The sequence below is a fragment of the Variovorax sp. J31P207 genome (assembly GCF_030316965.1).
Taxonomy (GTDB): domain Bacteria; phylum Pseudomonadota; class Gammaproteobacteria; order Burkholderiales; family Burkholderiaceae_C; genus Variovorax; species Variovorax ginsengisoli_B.
In genome coordinates this window covers 1-20912 of sequence record NZ_JASZYN010000004.1, presented here as the reverse complement: position 1 = coordinate 20912, position 20912 = coordinate 1, and the positions used below count along the sequence as shown (strand labels likewise).

General features: G+C 70.8%; 20 protein-coding genes. 12 read left to right on the top strand and 8 right to left on the bottom strand.

Annotated elements, in window-relative coordinates; all coding sequences use genetic code 11:
• Nucleotides 1-38: 38 nt before the first annotated feature.
• From QTI68_RS14685 to QTI68_RS14655, 7 genes are read right to left on the bottom strand one after another with little or no spacing between them, the layout of a single operon-like run.
• A complete protein-coding gene (locus QTI68_RS14685) occupies nt 39-962 on the bottom strand; it encodes an ABC transporter permease (RefSeq protein WP_286522307.1) in 924 nt (307 codons plus the stop codon).
• A complete protein-coding gene (locus QTI68_RS14680; RefSeq protein WP_286522306.1) occupies nt 959-2020 on the bottom strand; it encodes an ABC transporter permease in 1062 nt (353 codons plus the stop codon). The genes QTI68_RS14685 and QTI68_RS14680 overlap by 4 nt, the downstream gene beginning before the upstream one ends.
• Entirely contained in the window at nt 2017-3558 is a 1542-nt protein-coding gene (locus QTI68_RS14675) for an ABC transporter ATP-binding protein (protein ID WP_286522305.1), read from the bottom strand. Before QTI68_RS14675 ends, QTI68_RS14680 begins: the two co-directional genes overlap by 4 nt.
• Complete coding sequence (locus QTI68_RS14670) at nt 3555-4556, bottom strand: BMP family protein (protein ID WP_286522304.1); 1002 nt, start codon at nt 4554-4556, stop codon at nt 3555-3557. Before QTI68_RS14670 ends, QTI68_RS14675 begins: the two co-directional genes overlap by 4 nt.
• A 27-nt stretch (nt 4557-4583) precedes the next feature.
• Nucleotides 4584-5213 (bottom strand): uracil phosphoribosyltransferase, encoded by a 630-nt coding sequence (gene upp / locus QTI68_RS14665; RefSeq protein ID WP_286367663.1) that lies wholly within the window; start codon nt 5211-5213, stop codon nt 4584-4586.
• Nucleotides 5214-5269: 56 nt separating this feature from the next.
• Nucleotides 5270-6658 (bottom strand): DUF1688 family protein, encoded by a 1389-nt coding sequence (locus QTI68_RS14660; protein WP_286522303.1) that lies wholly within the window; start codon nt 6656-6658, stop codon nt 5270-5272.
• A 17-nt stretch (nt 6659-6675) separates the two neighbouring features.
• Entirely contained in the window at nt 6676-8034 is a 1359-nt protein-coding gene (locus QTI68_RS14655; RefSeq protein ID WP_286522302.1) for a GTP cyclohydrolase II, read from the bottom strand.
• 188 nt (nt 8035-8222) lie between these two features.
• Between QTI68_RS14655 and QTI68_RS14650 the strand changes: the two genes are divergently transcribed.
• Entirely contained in the window at nt 8223-8774 is a 552-nt protein-coding gene (locus QTI68_RS14650; protein WP_286522301.1) for a sigma-70 family RNA polymerase sigma factor, read from the top strand.
• On the top strand, nt 8771-9412 hold the full coding sequence (locus tag QTI68_RS14645; RefSeq protein ID WP_286522300.1) for a DUF1109 domain-containing protein: 642 nt from the start codon (nt 8771-8773) through the stop codon (nt 9410-9412). Before QTI68_RS14650 ends, QTI68_RS14645 begins: the two co-directional genes overlap by 4 nt.
• Nucleotides 9413-9424: 12 nt before the next feature.
• On the opposite strand, the gene QTI68_RS14640 is transcribed toward QTI68_RS14645, so the two are convergent.
• Nucleotides 9425-10942, bottom strand: a complete 1518-nt coding sequence (locus QTI68_RS14640; protein ID WP_286522299.1) for a helicase HerA-like domain-containing protein — start codon at nt 10940-10942, stop codon at nt 9425-9427.
• Between the two features lie 144 nt (nt 10943-11086).
• On the opposite strand from QTI68_RS14640, the gene QTI68_RS14635 reads away from it, so the two are divergent.
• Genes QTI68_RS14635 through fabG form a run of 10 tightly spaced genes read left to right on the top strand, consistent with a single transcriptional unit; the run spans nt 11087 to nt 20521 of the window.
• Nucleotides 11087-11398: a phosphopantetheine-binding protein gene (locus QTI68_RS14635; protein ID WP_286522298.1), complete on the top strand. Its 312-nt coding sequence runs from the start codon at nt 11087-11089 to the stop codon at nt 11396-11398.
• Between the two features lie 3 nt (nt 11399-11401).
• Nucleotides 11402-12040, top strand: coding sequence for a COG4648 family protein (locus QTI68_RS14630; protein ID WP_286522297.1), 639 nt, complete (start codon nt 11402-11404; stop codon nt 12038-12040).
• Nucleotides 12041-12054: 14 nt separating this feature from the next.
• A complete protein-coding gene (locus QTI68_RS14625) occupies nt 12055-13752 on the top strand; it encodes an AMP-binding protein (protein ID WP_286522296.1) in 1698 nt (565 codons plus the stop codon).
• Nucleotides 13749-14729 (top strand): lysophospholipid acyltransferase family protein, encoded by a 981-nt coding sequence (locus QTI68_RS14620; protein WP_286522295.1) that lies wholly within the window; start codon nt 13749-13751, stop codon nt 14727-14729. Before QTI68_RS14625 ends, QTI68_RS14620 begins: the two co-directional genes overlap by 4 nt.
• Nucleotides 14701-15354, top strand: a complete 654-nt coding sequence (locus QTI68_RS14615; RefSeq protein WP_286522294.1) for a LolA-related protein — start codon at nt 14701-14703, stop codon at nt 15352-15354. Before QTI68_RS14620 ends, QTI68_RS14615 begins: the two co-directional genes overlap by 29 nt.
• Nucleotides 15351-17741 carry an MMPL family transporter gene (locus tag QTI68_RS14610; protein WP_286522293.1) on the top strand — a complete coding sequence of 797 codons (2391 nt, stop codon included), beginning with the start codon at nt 15351-15353 and terminating at the stop codon, nt 17739-17741. The genes QTI68_RS14615 and QTI68_RS14610 overlap by 4 nt, the downstream gene beginning before the upstream one ends.
• Nucleotides 17741-18586: a polysaccharide deacetylase family protein gene (locus QTI68_RS14605; protein ID WP_503011679.1), complete on the top strand. Its 846-nt coding sequence runs from the start codon at nt 17741-17743 to the stop codon at nt 18584-18586. The genes QTI68_RS14610 and QTI68_RS14605 overlap by 1 nt, the downstream gene beginning before the upstream one ends.
• Entirely contained in the window at nt 18583-19329 is a 747-nt protein-coding gene (locus tag QTI68_RS14600) for a class I SAM-dependent methyltransferase (RefSeq protein ID WP_286522291.1), read from the top strand. Before QTI68_RS14605 ends, QTI68_RS14600 begins: the two co-directional genes overlap by 4 nt.
• Entirely contained in the window at nt 19326-19793 is a 468-nt protein-coding gene (locus tag QTI68_RS14595) for a hotdog family protein (RefSeq protein WP_286522290.1), read from the top strand. Before QTI68_RS14600 ends, QTI68_RS14595 begins: the two co-directional genes overlap by 4 nt.
• A complete protein-coding gene (gene fabG, locus QTI68_RS14590; protein ID WP_286522289.1) occupies nt 19790-20521 on the top strand; it encodes a 3-oxoacyl-ACP reductase FabG in 732 nt (243 codons plus the stop codon). Before QTI68_RS14595 ends, fabG begins: the two co-directional genes overlap by 4 nt.
• Nucleotides 20522-20912: the final 391 nt, after the last annotated feature.

Here is a 20912-nt window from a genome sequence, read left to right as displayed (position 1 = left end):
GTCCTTCGCTTTTCTCGGCTCCCCATGATAGGACCCATTCAGCGCTCGCCCTTGCGATAGGGCTTCATCAGGGCCTGCGGATAGCTCGCCTTGCGCGCGACCAGCACCAGCGCCAGGATCGACAGCAGGTAGGGCAGCATCAGGTAGACCTGGTAGGGCAGCACGGCATCGCCCGACTGCTGCAGCCGCAGCTGCAGCGCATCGAAGAAGGCGAACAGCAGCGCGCCCAGCAGCGCCTTGCCCGGACGCCAGGACGCGAACACCACCAGTGCCACGCAGATCCAGCCGCGGCCATTGACCATGTTGAAGAAAAAGGCGTTGAAGGCCGACAGCGTGAGGAACGAGCCCGCGACGCCCATCAGCGCCGAACCGGCGACGATGGCGCCGGTGCGCGTGGCCGCGACCGACACGCCCTGGCCCTCGGCCGCCTGCGGGTTCTCGCCGACCATGCGCACCGCCAGCCCGACCGGCGTGCGGTACAGCACCCAGGCGAGCAGCGGCACCAGCAGCAGCGCCAGCAAGGTGAGCGGGGTCTGCGCCGAGAGCACCGGCACCTGAAGCCAGTCCATCGGCGCGAACGGCGTCACGGTCGGCGGCGTGTTGACCTTCGGGAAGCTCACGCGGTAGCCGTAGTAGCTCAGCGCGGTCGCCAGCAGCGTGATGCCCAGCCCCGACACATGCTGCGACAGCGCCAGGCCGACCGTCAGGAACGCGTGCAGCAGGCCGAACACCGCACCCGCCAATGCCGCGACGCCGACCCCGGCCCACAGCGGCGCGCCGGCGTAGACCGCGAGCCAGCCGGCGAAGGCGCCGGCGACCATGATGCCCTCGATGCCGAGGTTCAGCACGCCGGCCCGTTCGCAGAGCAGCACGCCCAGGGTGCCGAAGATCAGCGGCGTGGCGATGCGCAGCACCGCGACCCAGAACGAGGCGTTCGACAGGATGTCGGCGATGTCGCTCATTTCAAGCGCACCCGGTACTGCGTGAGGAGGGTGGCGACCAGCACGGCGATCAGCGAGGCGGCGACGATCACGTCGGCGATGTAGGTCGGCACGCCGATCGCGCGACTCATCGTGTCGGCCCCGACCAGCACGCCGGCCACGAACACGCCCGCCGCCAGCACGCCGAGCGGATGCAGCCCGGCCAGCATCGCGATCACGATGCCGCTGTAGCCGTAGCCGGGCGACATGTCGAGGGTGACGTAGCTGGTGCGCCCGGCGACCTCGATCGCGCCCGCGAGGCCGGCCAGGGCACCCGACAGCAGCGCCACCCACACCACGGTGCGCGTCACCGGAACGCCCGCGAACGCCGCGGCGCGGGCGTTGGCGCCGACGGCGCGGATGTCGAAGCCGATCACGGTGTACTTGAACAGCAGCCAGACCAGCACAGCCAGCCCGGCGGCCCACAGCAGCCCGGTGTGGATCCGGGTCTGGGCGACCAGCTTGGCCAGCTCGAGCTCCGACTGCAGCGAGACGCTCTGCGGCCAGCCCATCGCGCTCGGGTCCTTCATCGGGCCGTCGAGCATCGCCGAGACGCCGAGCAGGACGATGAAGTTGATCAGCAGCGTGGTCACCACCTCGTCGACGCCGAGCCGGCTCTTCATGAGCGCCGGCCCCAGCAGCAGCAGCGCGCCGGCGAGCGCCGCGGCCGCCATCATGAGCGGGAACAGCAGCCAGGTCGGCAGCTCGAAGCCGGTGCCGCCATGCAGGCCGCCGACCGCTACCGCGGCCAGCGCCCCGGCATAGAGCTGGCCTTCGGCGCCGATGTTGAAGAGCCGGGCCTTGAAGGCCACGGTGGCCGCCAGGCCCGTGAGGATCAGCGGGACGGCGCGGGTCAGGGTCTCGCTCCAGGCGAAGACCGAGCCGAAGCCGCCCTGCAGCAGCAGCGCATAGGTGCGTCCGACCGGCGCGCCGGCCCAGAGCACGAGCAGTGCGCTCACCAGCAGGGTGAACGCAACCGCGCCAACCGGCGCCAGCAGGAGCGCGGCGCGCGAGCTTCGATGCCGGCGCTCGAGCCTCATGAGCCCGCCATCGCCAGGCCGATGGCCTCGCGCGTCCAGGCGGCGGCGGGTCGCGGCTCGCCGAGTCTGCCGCCATGCATCACGGCGACCCGGTCGCCGAGGGTCAGCACCTCGTCGAGGTCATCGGAGATCAGCAGCACCGCCGCGCCGGCATCGCGCGCCGCGATCAGCTGCTGCTGCACGTAGGCGACGGCACCGATGTCCAGGCCCCAGGTCGGCTGGTGCGCGACGATCAGCCGCGGCGTGCGCTGCTTCGCGCTGGCCGAGGCCGGCGCCATCAGCGCCCGGCCGAGGATCAGCTTCTGCATGTTGCCGCCCGACAGGGCCCGGGCCGGTGCGTCGAGGCCGGCGCCGCGCACGTCGTAGGCCTTCTCGACGCTGCGCGCATGGGCCTTCGCGGCGCCGCGCCGGACCCACAGCCAGCGCGAGAAAGCCCGGCTGCGCAGGCGCTCCGAGACCGCGTTCTCCCACACGGGCAGGTCGCCCACCACACCAACCGCATGGCGGTCCTCCGGAATCCGGGCCACGCCGCGCTGCACCAGCCGGGCCGGCGAGGGCGGCAGTTCGCGGCCCATCAGCCGGACCGTGCCGGCGATGGCGCGCCGGGTGCCGCTCAGCAGTTCGGCCAGCGCCACCTGGCCATTGCCAGAGACACCCGCCACCGCGACGATCTCGCCCGCCCGTAGCGAGAGGCTGAGGTCCTGCAGTCGATCGTGGCCGCTGCCCCCGGTGCGCACGTGGTCGAGCACGCAGACCGCATCGCCGATCCGGCCGGCCGGCCGGCGCACCGTGTTCTCGATCGCATGGCCGACCATCCACAGCGCCAGCTGCGCCTGCGTGGTGTCGCCGGCGCGGGCCTCGGCCACCAGCCGGCCGCCGCGCAGCACCGCGATGCGGTGCGACACGCGCAGCACCTCGGGCAGCTTGTGGCTGATGAAGATGATCGACAGGCCGTGGGCCACCATCTGGGCCAGGGTGGCGAACAGCGCCTCGCTCTCCTGCGGTGTCAGCACCGCGGTCGGCTCGTCGAGAATCAGGATGCGGGCGTCGCGGTACAGCGCCTTGAGGATCTCGACCCGCTGCCGCTCCCCGACCGACAGGCTGCCGACCCGGGCCTCCGGCTGCACCGGCAGTCCGAAGCGCTTCGCCACCGCCAGCAGCCGGGTGCGTGCCGCATGGCGGCGCGAGAAGGGCTGCCAGAGCGGCTCGGTGCCGATCAGCACGTTGTCGAGGACGCTGAGGTTGTCGGCCAGCGTGAAATGCTGGTGCACCATGCCGATGCCGGCGGCCAGCGCCGCCCTCGGATTGCCGGGCGCCAGCGGCCGCCCGAAGACTTCGATCTCGCCCGCGTCGGCCACGTAGTGCCCGAACAGGATCGACATCAGGGTCGACTTGCCGGCGCCGTTCTCGCCGAGCAGCGCCAGCACCTCGCCGGCCTGCAGCGTGAGCGAGATGCCGTCGTTGGCCACCAGCGCGCCGAAGCGCTTGGTGATGCCGCGCAGCGACAGCACCGCGGCGGGCGGCGTCCCGCCGCTCACTTGGCGGTCGACTTGGGCTGGCTGTCGTCCACCTTGACGGTGGTCTTGCCCGAGAGGATGTCGGCCTGCTTGGCCTTCACCTTGGCGACGATGTCGGCCGGCACCTTTGCCTCGAAGGTACCGAGCGGGGCGAGCTCCGAGCCCTTGTGCTTCATCATCGAATAGGGGCCGTAGTCCTCGGCCGTGAACTTGCCTTCCTTCACGAGCTTGATCGCGCGGTCGGCCGAGGGCTCGAAGTTCCAGAGCGCGGAGGCGACCACGGTGTCGGGGTACTTGTCCTGCGTGTTGATCACGTTGCCGATCGCGAGCTTGCCCTTTTCCTTGGCCGCATCGCTGACGCCGAAGCGCTCGGCATACATCACGTCGGCGCCCTTGTCGATCATCGCGAAGGCGGCTTCCTTGGCCTTCGGCGGATCGAACCAGCTGTTGATGAAGCTGACGCTGAACTCGACCTTCGGATTGGTCTCCTTGGCGCCGGCCATGAAGGCGTTCATGAGGCGGTTCACCTCGGGGATCGGGAAGCCGCCGACCATGCCGATCTTGTTGCTCTTGGTCATGCCGCCGGCGACCATGCCCGACAGGTAGGCCGGCTCCTGGATGTAGTTGTCGAAGACCGAGAAGTTGGGCGCCTGCGGCTTCAGCGAGGAGCCCATCAGGAAGGCGGTCTTGGGGAAGTCCTTGGCGACCTTGCGCGCCGCGGCCTCGACGCCGAAGACCTCGCCGAGGATCAGCTGGTTGCCGGCGGTCGCGTACTCGCGCATCACGCGCTCGTAGTCGGCGTTGGCGACGTTCTCGGTGGCCGTGTACTCGATCTCGCCGCGGGCCTCGGCCGCCTTGAGCGCCTTGTGGATGCGCCCCACCCATTGCTGCTCGAAGGGCACGGTGTACACCGCCGCGACCTTGAGCTTGGCCTGCGCCAGCGCGAGGCCCGGCGCCCCCGCGGCGAGCACGGCTGCGATGGCGACCGAACGGATGATCAGATGGCGGCGTAGGGACACGGTGGACTCCTCGTTCTTGAGTTGAAGTTATTTGGTGCCGAAAATTCTGTCGCCGGCGTCGCCGAGGCCGGGCAGGATGTAGCCGTGGCTGTTGAGTTCGCGGTCGATCGCGGCGGTGTAGATCGGAACGTCCGGGTGCGCGTCCTGCATGGTCTTGACGCCCTCGGGGCAGGTCAGCAGGCAGACGAACTTGATCGACTTGGGGTTCAGTTCCTTGAGCCGTTCGACCGCCGCCACGGCCGAGTTGCCGGTCGCCAGCATCGGGTCGACCACGATCGCATCGCGTTCTTCCATGCCGCCGGGCATCTTGAAGTAGTACTCGACCGCGGTCAGCGTCTTGGGGTCGCGGTAAAGGCCGATGTGGCCCACGCGGGCGCCCGGGATGACGCTCAGCATGCCGTCCAGGATGCCGGTGCCCGCGCGCAGGATCGACACCAGCACCACCTTCTTGCCGTCGATCACCTTGGCATGCATGGTCTCCAGCGGCGTCTCGATCTCGATGTCCTGCATGGCCATGTCGCGCGTGACCTCGTAGGCCATGAGCATGCTGATCTCGTTGAGAAGCCGGCGGAAGCTGTTGGTGCTGGCCTCCTTGCGGCGCATCAGCGTGAGCTTGTGCTGGACGAGTGGGTGGTCGACGAGGTGGACGTTGCTCATGGATTTGGAGGAAGGCGCGAGGGCGTTCTTGTCGTTGTGGAAAAAAGATGTGAAGTCTAGAAGACGGTGCCGTCGCTCTCGATGCGCAGGGGTGGTGCGCCCTCACGCAAGCGCTGTGCCATGACACGGCCGGCGGCCCAGGTACCGCCTTCGAGCACGCGGGCCAGGGGCAGGTCTTCTTCGCTGAGTTCCATCACCCGGCGCACCCGCGCCGCGACCTCGTCGAGCAGGGCCACGGTCAGCGCCCGCCACTCGACGATGAACTCGTCGCCGACCTTCCACGAGCGCTGGAGAAACGCGGGGCTGCGCGGCACAATCAAGCCGCTGTCGATCAGCAGGCCGCCGTTGCGGTACTCGGGCAGCGCGGTCAGGGCCTCGACGTGGCGCACCTTGACGCCGGCCCACTCGAAGGGCTCGAGCATCGAGTAGGTGAGCCACTGCGACAGCTTGTGGAAAGGCATCCAGCCGTTCGTGAGGCCGGGCCCGCGCACGGCACGGTGGCGCCAGCAGTCGCCCAGTGCCAGCGCCGGATCGCCCGAGCCGATCGCGCCCGCTGCATCGCTGCCGTCGGCCGCGATGCTGTCGATCGCGTTGGCCGCGGGCCAGATCCCCGACAGCGATTCGAGCAGCAGGGACAGGATGTCGTGGGCCGCGATCTCGGCGGTGGGGGGCGCGGCCGGTCCGTACGGCCCGATCAGCGCATCGAACAGGCCCCCAGGCCGGCCGTCGTCGCCGAACACCTCGGGCCGCTCCTGCATCGCTTCGCCGAGCCGACGCAGCAGCGTGGCCCGACCCGCCAGCCCGACCAGCGGATTGACCGAGCTGACCTGGAAGGCGTCGCCCAGCCGGTCGGTGACCAGGGCGCGCAGGCCGGCGGCATCGGCCTGCAGCGGATGGGCGGGGTCGGACGAGAACAGTCCGATGGTGAAGGCATGGAAGCTGGCGATGCCCAGGCCCTCGGAGCGCGTGAAGCGCTGGCCGCTGGTGGCCTCGAAGTAATGCCAGTCGGGGCCGGCACCGGCGTCGAGGAGCACGCTGACCAGCACCAGGTCGAGATGGGCGCGGGCGCGCTGGCGCGCCGTGACATCGCCGAGCAACTGGTCGAGGGCCGCCACCCGGTTGACGCCGCCGGCCTCGAAATGACGCCAGCGGCTGTGGTAGGGGATCGGGCCCCAGGCGTAGCGGTCGCGCGTGACCTCGGCCACCGTGCGGGCGGTGTCCTCGAGGGCATCGTCGTTGCCGATCGTGAACCATTCGGATTCGCCCTCGCGGGCCCGTGCCAGCAGCGCGGCGGCGCGGCTGCGCACCGCCTGGGTGGTGCGCAGGAAGGCAGCGGCACCGGCCGGATGCGCCGTGTCGCCGACGAATTCGACCGCCGGGTCGACATGGCCTTCGGCGTCGGCGCTCAGCACGCCGGGATTGGCGGTCGGGCGTTCAGGGTCCACCCCGTAGTTGCTGCCGCTCATTGGTCGAGCCCCCGCCCCTTGGCCTTCTTGAGTTCCTCGGCATCGGGCACCGCGCCGGGCGTGAAGTAGCCGGCCGCCATCTTGGCGTCCATCTCGACCCGGGCATCGGCCGGTATCAGTTCGTCGGGGATGTTGACCCGGGTGCCGATCTCGATGCCCGAGCCCGTGATGGCGTCGAACTTCATGTTGCTCATCGACACCAGGCGGTGGATCTTGCGGATGCCGAGCCAATGGAAGACATCGGGCATCAGCTCCTGGAAGCGCATGTCCTGGACGCCGGCCACGCACTCCGTGCGGGCGAAGTACTGGTCGGCGGTGTCGCCGCCGACCTGGCGCTTGCGCGCGTTGTAGACCAGGAACTTGGTGACCTCGCCGAGCGCCCGGCCCTCTTTGCGCGAGTAGGCGATCAGGCCGACGCCGCCGCGCTGGGCCCCCTGGATGCACTCCTCGATGGCATGCGTCAGGTAGGGGCGGCAGGTGCAGATGTCGGAACCGAAGACGTCCGAGCCGTTGCATTCGTCGTGGATGCGGGCGGTGAGCTCGACCTCCGGGTTGGCGAGGTCGCGCGCATTGCCGAAGATGTAGAGGGTCTGGCCGCCGATGGGCGGCAGGAACACCTCGAGGTCGGAGCGGGTGACGAGTTCCGGGTACATGCCGCCGGTCTCCTCGAACAGCACACGGCGCAGGTCGGTCTCGGAGCAGCCGAAGCGCTGGGCCACCGCGGGCAGGTACCAGACCGGCTCGATGGCGGCCTTGGTGACCATCGCCGCGCCGCCGGCGGTCAGGAACTTGCCGTCGGCCTTCAGGCGGCCGCTCTGCAGGGCCTCGATCACCTCGGGCAGGATCACGTGGGCCTTGGTGATCGCGATGGTCGGGCGGATGTCGTAGCCGGCCGCGAGTTCGGTGGAGAAGGCGTCGGCCACCACCGCGCCCCAGGGGTCGAGCGAGACGATCCGGCCGGGCTCGCTCCATTGCGGGTAGGGCCCGATGGCGTCGGTCGGCGAGGTGTTGGTGAGGTCGGCCTTGTGGTGCGGCGAGAGGGCCCCGGCGGCCACGGCCAGCGCCCGGTAGACGCTGTAGGACCCGCTGTGGGTGCCGATGACGTTGCGATGCGCGCGCTTGGTGGTGGTGCCGACCACCGGGCCGCGCTCGGCCGCGGTCGCGGCGCCCCACTGGATCGGCAGGGCGCCGAACCCGCCGGCATGCGAGGTCAGGCGGATGTGGCTGCGAGTGGGAGGGGTCCCGGGAAGGGGCGGGGAGAGCGCGGCCGGCTCGGGCGGCACGGCGTCGGGGGAGGGCTGGGAAGCGGTCGAAACGGAAGCGGAGGAAGGAGTCGGAACGGTGTCTACGGACATTGCGGGCCCTCAAAAAACACAATGTACCGATGGCTCCGGCAACTGGCAAGCTGGCGCATACGCCATTTGCCGTAAACCCGGGGCCTCGCGGTTCATGCTTGGCGTCACGGCACAATCCGGCGGTCTTCTTTTTTTGGCTGCGCCTGTAACCGGCCGCGGCCGTTGCCCGAATGTCAGAGAGAAGCCCGATGGCGAAAAGCGAAGCGGAGCTGCGGCTGCACGGGTTGTTCGTGCGCGGGCTCGCCGGCGACGCGGCCGCCTATCGCAGCTTCCTGGAGCAGCTTGCCTCGCACCTTCGTGCCTTCCTGGCCCGGCGACTGTTCGGCTGGCCCGACGAGGTCGAGGACCTGGTCCAGGAATGTCTTCTCGCCATGCACAACCAGCGCCACACCTACCAGCCCGACCAGCCCCTTACCGCCTGGGTGCATGCGATCGCGCGCTACAAGATGATCGACCTGCTGCGGGCCCGGGCCGGTCGCGAGGCGCTGCACGACCCGCTGGACGACGAGCTCGCCGTGTTCGCCGAGTCGGCCAACGAGGCCAGCGATGCGCGGCGCGACCTGGCGGGCCTGCTGGCGACGCTGCCGGACCGCCATCGGCTGCCGATCGTCCACACCCGGCTCGAAGGGCTGTCGGTCGCCGAGACCGCGCGCCTGACCGGCATGTCGGAATCGGCGGTCAAGGTGGGCGTTCATCGCGGCCTGAAGGCGCTGGCACAGAAGATCAGGGGGAGCCGATGAGAACAGACCAACTCGTCGCCCTGCTGGCGGCGGATGCCGCCCCGGTGCGCCGGCGCGCGGTGTCGCGTCGGCTGGGGGTGGCGCTGGCGATCGCACTGCCGGTCTCGTCGGCCTGGATGCTGATGGCCTATGGCGTCAGGCGCGACCTGATCGAGGCCATGTTCTGGCCGATGTTCTGGGTCCGCCTGTTGTTCGGCGCCGGCATCGCCCTGGCAGGTTTCGTGGTGGTGCAGCGGCTGGCGCGTCCGGGCGTGCGGGTTCGGGGCGCCTGGCTGGGGCTGGCGGCGCCTGTGCTGCTGATCTGGCTGCTGGCCCTGGTGGCGTTGCTCTCCGCGTCGGTCGAAGAGCGCGCTGCGCTGGTCATGGGGCACACCTGGCGCAGCTGCGCGATCGACATCGCCGTGGTGTCGCTGCCGATGTTCGCGGCCCTGCTGTGGGCGCTCAAGGGCCTGGCACCGACCCGGCCGGCGTTGGCAGGGGCGGCGGCTGGCGCGCTGGCCGGCGGCGCCGGGGCGATGGTCTATGCCCTCCATTGCCCGGAGCTGGCGGCGCCGTACATCGCGGTCTGGTACGTGGCGGGCATCGCGCTGCCGGTGGTCGCCGGCGCCCTGATCGGGCCCCGGCTGCTGCGCTGGTGAGCTTGCCGCAGGCTATCGTTTGGTCTTCGACCCGAAGATCCCGCCCAGCACCCCGCGCAGGATCTCGCGCCCCACCGTCGTGCCCATGGTCCGCACGGCCGATTTCGCCATGGTCTGCGCCAGGCCGTCGTGCTTGCCGCCGCGTGGCCCGGTGGAGCCAAACAGGAGCTCGTTGAGGCTGCCCATGACACCGCCGGACTCGGGCGCCGCCGGCGCGCCGGGCTTGCCGGCGGTGGCGGGCGCATCGGGTGCGGTCGCGGCGCGGCCCTTGAGCTTCTCGTAGGCCGATTCGCGGTCGACCGCTTTCTCGTAGACGCCCGCCACCAGCGATTCCGCCATCAGGGCCTGCCGCTGGGCCGGCGTGATCGGGCCGATCTGGCTGCCCGGCGGCAGCACGAAGACGCGTTCGGTGACGCTCGGGCGGCCCTTGTCGTCGAGGAAGCTCACCAGTGCCTCGCCGACCGCGAGCTCGGTGATCGCCGCCTCGATGTCCAGCCCCGGCTTCTGGCGCATGGTGGTGGCGGTCGCCTTCACCGCCTTCTGGTCGCGCGGCGTGAAGGCCCGCAAGGCATGCTGTACCCGGTTGCCAAGTTGGGCCAGCACCGAATCCGGGATGTCCAGCGGGTTCTGCGTGACGAAGAAGACGCCCACGCCCTTGGAGCGCACCAGCCGCACCACCAGCTCGATGCGCTCGACCAGGGCCTTGGGCGCCTCGTTGAACAGCAGGTGGGCCTCGTCGAAGAAGAACGCCAGCTTGGGCTGCTCGGGGTCGCCGATCTCGGGCAGCTGTTCGAACAGCTCCGACAGCATCCACAGCAGGAAGGTGGCGTAGAGCCGTGGCGAGTTCATGAGCTTGTCGGCCGCCAGGATGTTGATCACGCCCTTGCCGTCCACCGACTGCATGAAGTCGGCGATGTTGAGCATCGGCTCGCCGAAGAACTTGTCGCCGCCCTGGCTTTCGATCGCGAGCAGGCCGCGCTGGATCGCGCCCACGCTGGCGGCGCTGATGTTGCCGTATTCGGTCGTGAACTGGCTGGCGTTCTCGCCCACGTGCTGAAGCATCGCCCGCAGATCCTTGAGGTCGAGCAGCAGCAGGCCGTTGTCGTCGGCGATCTTGAACACCAGGTTCAGCACACCCGACTGGGTCTCGTTCAGGTTGAGCATCCGGCCCAGCAGCAGCGGGCCCATGTCGGACACCGTGGCGCGCACTGGATGGCCCTGCTCGCCGAAGACGTCCCACAGCGTGACCGGGCAGGCCAGGGGCTGCGGCAGGTCGAGCCCGCGCTCTTTCAGGATGCCCGCCATCTTGGCGCCGATGCTGCCCGCCTGGCTGGCGCCGGTGAGGTCGCCCTTGACGTCGGCCATGAAAACCGGGACGCCGATCGACGACAGCTTTTCGGCGATGGTCTGGAGCGTGACGGTCTTGCCGGTGCCGGTGGCGCCGGTGATCAGGCCGTGTCGATTGGCCAGCCCCGGGAGCAGGGTGCATTCGATGCTGCCGTGGCGGGCGATGAGGAGAGGGTCGGCCATGGGGTGTTCCGGTCGTTCGAAGGGGCCCAGTCTAGCGAAGCCGGCCTCCTATAATCGCGACCCCATGCGAAGCTTCCTCCGGTGTGACCGAAGGCGTATTCGCGTATCCCTTTGCGACAATTCCCCAAGACCCGGAGTTCTCCTTTGTCATCGACTGCCCAATCCCCCGTTCCCGCCGCTGGCGACGCCACTGAACAGTCACCCCTCGAGAATGAATTGGCTGTCCTCCTGGTCGAGTCGCTCAACCTGGAAGTGGCCCCGGCCGACATCGTGCCGACCGCACCGCTGTACGGCGAAGGCCTCGGGCTCGATTCGATCGACATCCTGGAAGTCGCGCTGGAGGTGTCGCGCAAGTACGGCTTCCAGCTGCGCTCGGACGACGAGCGCAACCAGCAGATCTTCGAATCCTTGCGCAGCCTGGCCGCGCATGTCGCGGCGCACCGCGGCACGTCCTGATCCATGTCCCGTTGGCGCATGGCGCTCCTGCTGCTGGCGGGGGTGAGCTATGCCTGCGTGTCGCACTGGATGATGCTCTACCACGCGGCCGAGCCCTGGGCCGTCGTGGTCTTGCTGGGCCCGCTGTGGCTCACCGCGCTCGGTCTCGCAGGCAGCCGCTTCGGCCGCTCGGGATTGGCGCTGGCCGGCCTGGCCGGGGTGGCGGGTTTCGCGCTGGTGCTGCTGGGCGAGGCCGGTGACCCGAACCGCCTCTACGTGCTGCAGCATGTCGGCATCAACGCCTTGCTCTGCGGCTGGTTCGGCGGCACGCTCTGGGGCGACCGGCTGTCGCTGATCGGCCAGTTCGCCCAGCGCGTGCATCCGCTGTCGCCGGCCATGCGCATCTATACCGCCCAGGTCACGCGGGTCTGGACGCTGTACTTCGCCTTGATGGTGGTGGCGTCGATCGCGGTCTACGCGAGCCTGTCGTTCGCGGCCTGGTCGGTGCTGGCCAACCTGCTGACGCCGCTGCTGGTGGCCGGCCTGTTCGTCGGCGAGCACCTGATGCGCTACCGGCTGCATCCCGAATTCGAGCGCACCCGCCTGATCGACGCGGTGCGCGCCTTCTATGGTGCGCCGGCGGACCCCTCCGCGCGGCACTGAACCTGGCGAATCCCTTGAGTCCCGACACCTTCCTGCCGCTGCTGGCGCAGCGCGACCTCGACCAACCCCTGGCCTGGCGCGCCGGCACCCCGGTGAGCGCGCGCGAGTTCCTGGCCGATGTCGCCCGCTTCGCGCCGGCGCTGCTGCCGGGTGGTCCGGTCGTGAACCTGTGCGTCGACCGCTACGCCTTCGCGGTCGCGCTGGCCGCGGCCCTGGTGCGCGGCGAAGCCAGCCTGCTGCCGCCGGATGCGCGCCCCGACACGCTGGCGCGGCTGCACGAGATCGGCGACCCCGCCTATGCGGTGATCGACGACCCGGCGCTCGAGACCCCCGGCCTGCCGCGGGTGCAGGTCGAAGACCGTGCGCCGGCGGTCGATGGCCCGGAGCCGCCGCTGCCGTCCTTTGCCGCCGGCATGCATGCGGTGAGCCTGCTGACCTCGGGTTCGACCGGCGCACCGCAGCCGCATGCCAAGACCTGGGGCACGCTGTTCGGCGATGTCCAGGCCGCGGTCGACCGCCTGGCCGGCCTGCTCGGACGGCCGTCGCTGGCTGGGCTGACGCTGGTCGCCACCGTGCCGGTCCAGCACAGCTACGGCATCGAGTCCTCGGTGCTGCTCGCCCTGCTGGGCGGCGCCGCCTTCGACAGCGGCCGGCCGTTCTTTCCCGCCGACGTGGCCGAGGCGCTGGCTTCGGTGCCGCAGCCGCGGGCGCTCGTGACGACGCCGTTCCACCTCAAGACGCTGCTGCTGTCCGACATCGCGCTGCCGCCGGTCGACCTGATCCTGTCGGCCACGGCCCCCTTGTCGCCCCAGTTGGCGGCCCAGGCCGAACAGGCGATGGGCGGCGCTCTGATCGAGATCTACGGCAGTACCGAGTCGGGCCAGGTCGCGACCCGCCGGCCGACCCAGAGCGAAGTCTGGGAGACCTTCGGCGAGATCCGGGTCCAGGCCGAGCATGACGCGGCCGGCGTCGAGCGCTTCATCTTCTCGGGTGATTTCATTCCCGAGCCGACGCCGATGGCCGACATCCTGGAACTGGTCGACGACCGGCGCTTCCGGCTGCTCGGCCGGGCCAACGACCTGATCCACGTGGCCGGGCGGCGCAGTTCGCTGGGCTACCTGAACCACCACCTCAACAGCATCCCGGGCGTGGTCGACGGCGCCTTCTGGCTGCCGGACGACGTGGCGGACGGCGTGGTGCGGCCGGTGGCCTTCGTGGTCGCGCCCGGGCTCGATGCCGCGGCGATCATCGCGGCCCTGCGCGAACGGATCGAGGCGGTCTTCGTGCCGCGCCGGGTGGTGCACGTGGCGGCCTTCCCGCGCGAGGGCACGGGCAAGCTCACGGCGCGCTCGCTGCGCGAGTTCGCGCTGGCCCAGCTGGCCGCCGACGGCACGGCGGTGCAGGTCACGCGCGAAGTGCCCGCGGACCATCCGGCCTTTGCCGGCCACTTTCCGGGCCAGCCGCTGATGCCGGGTGCCTTGCTGCTGGCCGAGGTCCTGGAAGCGGTGCACGGCGTGCCCGCACTGGCCGCGCGCCTCGGCACCGAGCCGACGCTGGCCGCGGCCAAGTTCCTGGCGCCGGTGCGCCCGGGCAGCACGCTGGTGATCGACCTGGTGCCCGAGACCGGCGCCGCCCGGGGCCTGCGCTTCGAGGTCCGCTGCGGCGCGGTGGTTGCGGTCAGCGGACGCTGGGTGCCTGGCGCGGCCATATGAGCGCAACGCCGCCCGAGCCGGGCGATGCGAAGTCGCGCCAGGCCGAGTGGTCGCGCGCGCCCGAGCGCAGCAACATGCTCGCGCTGCGCATCATCTGCGCGATCGCGATCTTGTGCGGTCGGCCGTTGACGCGGCTGATCCTGCATCCGATCTCGCTCTACTTCCTGCTGTTCTCGCCGACCCCGCGGCGCCACATCAAGCGCTACCTGTTCCGCGCCGTCGGTCCCAAGGCCGGCTGGGCCGACGGCTATCGCCTGCTGCACGCCTTCGCCTCCACCGTGCTCGACCGGCTCTATTTCCTGCGCGGGCGCATGGACTTGTTCGACATCCGGGTCTTCGGCAATGCGCCGGTCGAGGTCGAGGTCAACGCCGGCCGCGGCGCCTTCATGCTCGGCGCCCATGTCGGCAGCTTCGAGGCGCTGGGCGCGTGCAAGCACCGCGCCGGTGCGCCGGCCGATCTGCGGCCCGCGATGGTGATGTACCCCGACAACGCGCAGCAGATCAACGCGGTGCTCAACGCCATCAGCCTGCCCGAGCTGCGGCCGCACATGATCGCGCTCGGGCGGCCGCATTCGATGCTGGACCTGCGCGACTGGCTCGATTCCGGGGGGCTCGCCGGCTTGCTCGCCGACCGCACCCTGGCCGGGCCCGAGGAGGCGGGCCAGCAGCGCGGCAGCAGCATCGAGGTGCCTTTCCTCGGCCGACCGGCGCTGTTCAACGACGGGCCGTTCCGGCTCGCCGCCTTGTTGCGCCGCAAGGTCTTCTTCATGGCCGGGCTCTACGTGGGCGGCGCCCGCTACGATGTGCTGTTCGAGCCGCTGGCCGATTTCAGCGAGCGCGCGAGCGACCCGGCCGAGCGGGAACGGCGCATCCGCGCGGCGCTCGAAGCCTACGTGGCCCGGCTCGAGGCGCTGTGTCGCGCCTACCCGTACAACTGGTTCAACTTTCATGATTTCTGGCTCGAAGATCCGCATTGAACGCTGGGGCAGGGCGCTGGCCGCGCTGATGCTGTCCGGGCTTTTCGCCTCGTCGGCCTGGGCTTTCGACCTGCCCGAGCTGATGGGCCTGCTGGCGCAGCAGAAGAGCGGCGAGGCCCGCTTCACGGAGCAGCGCTTCGTGCGCGGCCTGGAAGGCCCACTGGACGCCAGCGGCGTGCTGAGCTTCACGGCCCCCGACCGCCTGATCCGCCGCACGCTGTCGCCGCGTCAGGAGACGATGAGCGTCGAGGGCAACACGCTGACCCTGTCGCGCGGCGGCCGCACGCGCACGCTGGCCCTGGACAGCATGCCCGAGCTGCTCGGCATGGTTGAGGCCATGCGCGGCACGCTGAGCGGCAACAGCCAGAGCCTGCAGCGCTACTTCCGCAGCACGCTCTCCGGCTCGGCCGCCGGCTGGAGTCTGGATCTGCAGCCGATCGATCCGCGGCTGGCGGCCCAGGTGCGCTCGATGCGCCTGAGCGGACGCGGCGGCGAGGTGCTGGGCATCGACATGGAGTTCATCGGCGGCGACCGCTCGGTGATGGCGATCACGCCCGAACGCGGCGCCGGCACGGCGGCCGTTCCGTCCGCCCCCTCCGCGGCATCGGCGCGCACCACCCCGTGACCCGAGCCGCTGCCGCCCCCGGTCGCCGCCGTGTCGCGTTGACCCTGGGCCTCTGGCTGCTGGCGCTGCTGGCCGGTGCCACGCTGATCGCGCGCACCCATTTCAGCGCCGACCTGTCGGCTTTCCTGCCGGCCAGCCCCGACGCGCGGCAGCAGATCCTGATCGAGCAGCTGCAGAGCGGCATCGCCTCGCGCACGATCTTCATCGGCATCGAGGGCGGGCGGGACGCGGCGCAGCGGGCGGCGGTGTCGCGCGCGGTCGCGCGTGCGATGCGCGACAGCCGGCTGTTCGACCTGGTCCAGAACGGCGACACCAGCGACTGGAAGGACACCGGCACCTGGGTCTTCGACCACCGCTACCTGCTGGCAGCCGGGCTGACGCCGGAGCGATTCAGTGCCGCCGGCCTGCGCGACGCGATCCTCGACAGCCTGTCGATGCTCGGCACGCCGGCGGGCAACGCGCTCAAGCCGCTGCTCGACCGCGATCCCACCGGCGAGACCCAGCGCATCGCCGAAGGCCTGATTCCCGCCAGTTCGCCGCGCAGCGAGGAGGGCGTCTGGGTGTCGCGCACCGCGCCGCGGGCGCTGATCCTCGCCACCACGCATGCCGCCGGCAGCGACCTCGACGCCATTGCCCTGGCGATCGCGCGCGTGCAGGGCGCCTTCGACGAGGCCACGCGCGAGATGGCCGGCGCCGGTCCGAGCCTCGAGATGACGGGCGCGCCCGTGTTCTCGGTGCAGAGCCGCGACCAGATCAAGGGGGAGGCGATCCACCTGGCGGTGGTCGGTGGCATCGTCATGGGCGCCTTGCTGCTGCTGGCCTTCGCCTCGCCGCGGGCGCTGGTGATCGCCCTGCTGCCGGTCGCCACCGGCGTGGTCGGCGGCACCGCGGCGGTGAGCCTGGTCTTCGGCGAAGTGCACGGCCTGACGATGGGCTTCGGCAGCACGCTGATCGGCGAAACCGTCGACTACGCGATCTACTACCTGATCCAGGCCCGCGGCGCCGCCGTCGCCGGCACCGGCTGGCAGCGCTGGCGCGACATCCATTGGCCCACGGTGCGGCTCGGGCTGCTGACCTCGGTCTGCGGCTTCGCGGCGCTGGTGTTCTCGGGCTTCCCGGGGCTGGCGCAGCTCGGCGTGTTCTCGATCGCCGGCTTGGTCGCGGCGGCGCTGGTCGCGCGCTTCGTGCTGCCGGTGCTGGCGCCCGACGGCGCCACCGGCATGGGCATGCGGCGCCAGATGGCCCAGCTGGCCGGCTTCCTGGTGCGCGGACTGCCGCGCCTGCGCTGGCTGCTCTCGGGCCTCGGCGTGGCGGCGCTGGCGCTGGTGCTGTGGCAGGGCGGCTATCTCTGGCGCGCCAACCTCGGGGCGATGAGCCCGGTGCCGAAGGCGATGCAATCGCTCGATGCCGAACTGCGCGCCGACATAGGCGCCAGCGACGGCGGCACCCTGGTCGTGGTCCATGGCAGCGACATGCAGGCCACGCTGCGCAGCACCGAGGCGGCCGGCCAGCGTCTCGAGGCGCTGGTCGACAAGGGCGATCTCTCGGGCTTCGAGACCGTCACCCGCGTGCTGCCGAGCGAGGCTTCGCAGGCGGCGCGCATCGCCAGCCTGCCGGACGCCGCGACCTTGCGCAGCCGCCTGGCCGAAGCGACGCAGGGCCTGCCGCTGCCGGCTGCGCGCCTCGAGCCCTTCATCGCCGACGTGCAGGCCGCCCGGGCGCTGCCGATGATCCGGCGCGCCGACCTGGCGGGCACGCCGCTCGACGCCGTGGTCGGGGCACTGATGTTCGAGCGCGCCGCCGGCGGCTGGTCGACGCTGATCTCGCTGCACCCGGGCGCCAGCTTCGATCCCGCCCGGCTGGCGGCCGCGCTCGACGGCCTGCCCGACGTGCAGGTGGTCAATGTCGGCGACGAACTGTCCGGACTCTACAAGCGCTATCTGCGCGATGCTTTCGTCCAGGTGATGCTGGGTGCCCTCGCGGTGGTGGTGCTGCTGGCCGCCTGGCTGCGCTCGGGGCGCCGCCTGCTGGCGGTCTGCCTGCCGCTGGTGGTCGCCGTGGTGCTGACCCTCGGCGGCATGGCGGCCTTGCACGTGCCGCTGGGCATCCTTCACCTGGTCGGCCTGCTGCTGATCGTGGCGGTGGGGTCGAACTACGCGCTGTTCTTCGACCAGCTGCGCGAGACCGGCCGGGCCGACGAGGACACCCTGGCCTCGCTGATGCTGGCCAACCTGACGACCGTGGTGTCGTTCGGGCTGATCGCGATCTCCGACATTCCGGCGCTGTCCTCGATCGGCCGGGTGGTGGCGCCCGGCGCCTTGCTGGCACTGCTGTTGTCGGCGGCCTTCGCGCGCACCGCAGCCCCTTCCGGGACCGGTCCACGCTGATGGGAAAATCGGGCCCCATGGCTGCCGTCGTTTCTTCTTCCCCGACCCGCTGGTCGTGGCCACCGCTGGTGCGTGCCAGCGTCGGCTGGCACCTGCTCGCCCTCGGGGCCGCGGTGACGGTGCCCGGCGCGCTGCCCTGGGCCATTGCTGCGGTGGTGCTGAACCATGCGCTGATCACCGCCGCCGGACTGACGCCGCGCAGCAGCCTGCTGGGGCCGAACATGACGCGGTTGCCGGCCGCCGCCGCGGCGCGCAGCGAGATCGCGCTCACGATCGACGACGGGCCCGACCCGGAGGTCACACCCCAGGTGCTCGACCTGCTGGACGCCCACGGCCAGCGCGCCACCTTCTTCTGCATCGCGGAGCGCGTGGCCGCGCATCCGGCGCTGGCGCGCGAGATCGTCGCCCGCGGCCACAGCATCCAGAACCACACGGCGCGGCACCGCCACGACTTTTCGCTGCTGGGCCCGCGCGGCTTCGAGGCCGAGATCGCGCGCGCCCAGGCCGTGCTGTTCGAGGTCACGGGCGAGCGGGCGAGCTGCTTCCGGGCTCCGGCCGGGTTGCGCAACCCTTTCCTGGCGCCGGTGCTGCACCGCCTGGGCCTGTCGCTGGTGAGTTGGACGCGGCGCGGCTTCGACACCCGCGAGGGCAATCCCGCGATCGTGCTGGCGCGGCTCGAGAAGGGCCTGAAGGCCGGCGACATATTGCTGCTGCACGACGGCCATGCCGCGCGCACCGAGGGCGGCCGCGCGGTCGTCCTCGAGGTGCTGCCGCCGCTGCTGGCCAGAATCCGATCCGACGGCCTGCGTGCCGTGACCCTGCCCGAGGCCCTGGCTGAACGATGAACCCGGTTTCCACCGACGCCGCCTGGCGTCAGATCCACGAGCACGCGACCGCGCCGTACCGCAAGGCCGGCAAGTTCGCCTGGCATTTCGCGCGCGGCAAGCTGGGCCGCGACCCGGTCTTCCGCGGCCTGGTCGAGCGCGGCCTGATCGGCGCGCACCGCGGCCGGGTGGTCGACATCGGCTGCGGGCAGGGCCTGTTCGCGAGCCTGCTGTCGGCCCTCGGCACGATGCAGTCGCGCCCGGGTGCGTGGCCCGCCGCCTGGAGCGCAGCGCCGGCCGCGATCCGCTACACCGGCATCGAGCTGATGCCCAAGGACGTGGAGCGCGCCCAGGCGTCGATCGGCCACCTGCAGCCGGCGCCGGAGTTCGTCTGCGCCGACATGTGCCGGGCCGCCCTGCCGCCCAGCGACCTGGTCGTTATCCTCGACGTGCTGCACTACGTCGACCTCGACGCCCAGGAGGGCGTGCTGCGCCGCGTGCGCGACGCCCTGCAGCCCGGCGGACGTCTCCTGCTGCGGGTCGGCGATGCCGCCAGCCGGCGCGGCTTTGCGATCAGCCAGTGGGTCGACCGCACCGTGACCCGGATCCGCGGCCACCGCGTGTCGCCGACCTGGGGCCGGCCGCTCGATGACTGGATGCTGCTGCTGGAGCGGCTCGGATTCAAGGTCCACAGCATCCCGATGAGCGCAGGCACGCCCTTTGCCAACGTGCTGCTGGTGGCCGATATCAAGGAAGCCGAATGACCGCACCCCAGACCCTCGACCGCGCCGGCATTGCGCGGCGCATTCCGCACAGCGGCACCATGTGCCTGCTCGACCGTCTCGCCGCATGGGACGCCGAATCCATCCACTGCACGTCCGCCTCGCATGCGCATCCGGACAACCCGCTGCGCACCGCCTCCGGCCTGCTGTCGCCGAACCTGATCGAGTACGCGGCGCAGGCCATGGCGCTGCACGGCGGCCTGCTGGCGGCGGAGGGCAGCGCGCCCTCGGCCGGGTTCCTGGCCAGTGCGCGCAATGTGCGCCTGAGCGTCGCCCGCATCGACGACATCGCGGGCGAACTGCAGGTGCATGCGCAGCGGCTCACCGGCGACCAGAGCCAGATCCTCTATCAATTCGCAGTCACTGACGCCACCGGCCGGCCGCTGGCCGAGGGCCGGGCGGTCGTCGTCCTGAACACCCCGCTTGCCATGGAAGCCAACGCATGAGTCTCATCGGAAAACGCGCCCTGATCACCGGCGCCAGCGGCGCCCTGGGCGCGGCCATTGCGCAACGACTGGCGCGCGACGGCGCCACCGTGCTGCTGCATGCCAACTCGCGGCCGGAGTCGGTGGCGCAACTGGCTGCCACGATCACTGCCGCCGGCGGCAAGGCCGAATGCGTGGTCTTCGACCTGCGCAGCGACGACGCCGCGCAGGCGGCCTGCCAGCGCCTGCTCGAGGGCGGGCCGGTGCAGGTCATCGTCAACAATGCCGGCGTCCACGATGACGCCGTGCTGCCGGGCATGCGGCCCGAGCAGTGGCACAAGGTGATCGACGTCTCCCTCAACGGCTTCTTCCGCGTCACGCAGCCGCTGCTGCTGCCGATGCTGCGCACGCGCTGGGGGCGCATCCTCAATATCTCTTCCGTGGCCTCGTTGACCGGCAATCGCGGGCAGGTCAACTATGCGGCGGCCAAGGGCGCGCTCAACAGTGCCACCAAGGCCTTGTCGCTCGAAGTCGCGGCGCGTGGCGTGACCGTCAACGCGATCGCGCCGGGGATCATCGCTTCGCCGATGGCGGATGGCGTGTTCGACGCGGCGATGATCAACCAGATGGTGCCTGCGAAGCGGGCCGGGACGCCTGATGAGGTCGCGTCGCTGGCCGGGTTCCTGGCGAGCGACGAGGCGGCCTACATCACGGGGCAGGTGATCTCGATCAACGGCGGGATGATTTAGAGGTTGGCCCATTGGGACGGGCGCCCGGCACGCGGTGCGGGCCGAGCGACCCCACTGCGCCGGCCCTTCGGGCTCCCTTGCGGTGCTCGCTTCAGGCGGGGTCCACGCGAAACTCGCTTCGCTCAAACACGCGCGGCCCTGATCCGCCTGAAGCTGCGCTCCTCAGCGGCGCAGAGGGGATCGCCCGTCCCGCACCGCATGCCGGGCTCAGGGGGTGATCAAAGATCCGTGTCGTGTCCAACGCTGATGCAACCCCAACGTGTCAGCGGTGGCGGGCGGTATGCCCCGGGCCGGCCGTTGAGGCACCGCCGAGCAGCGCAGCGGTGCGCGGAAAAAGGGCCGCGCGTGTTTGAGCGAAGCGAGTTTGCGCGGACCCCGCGTACCGCGAGCA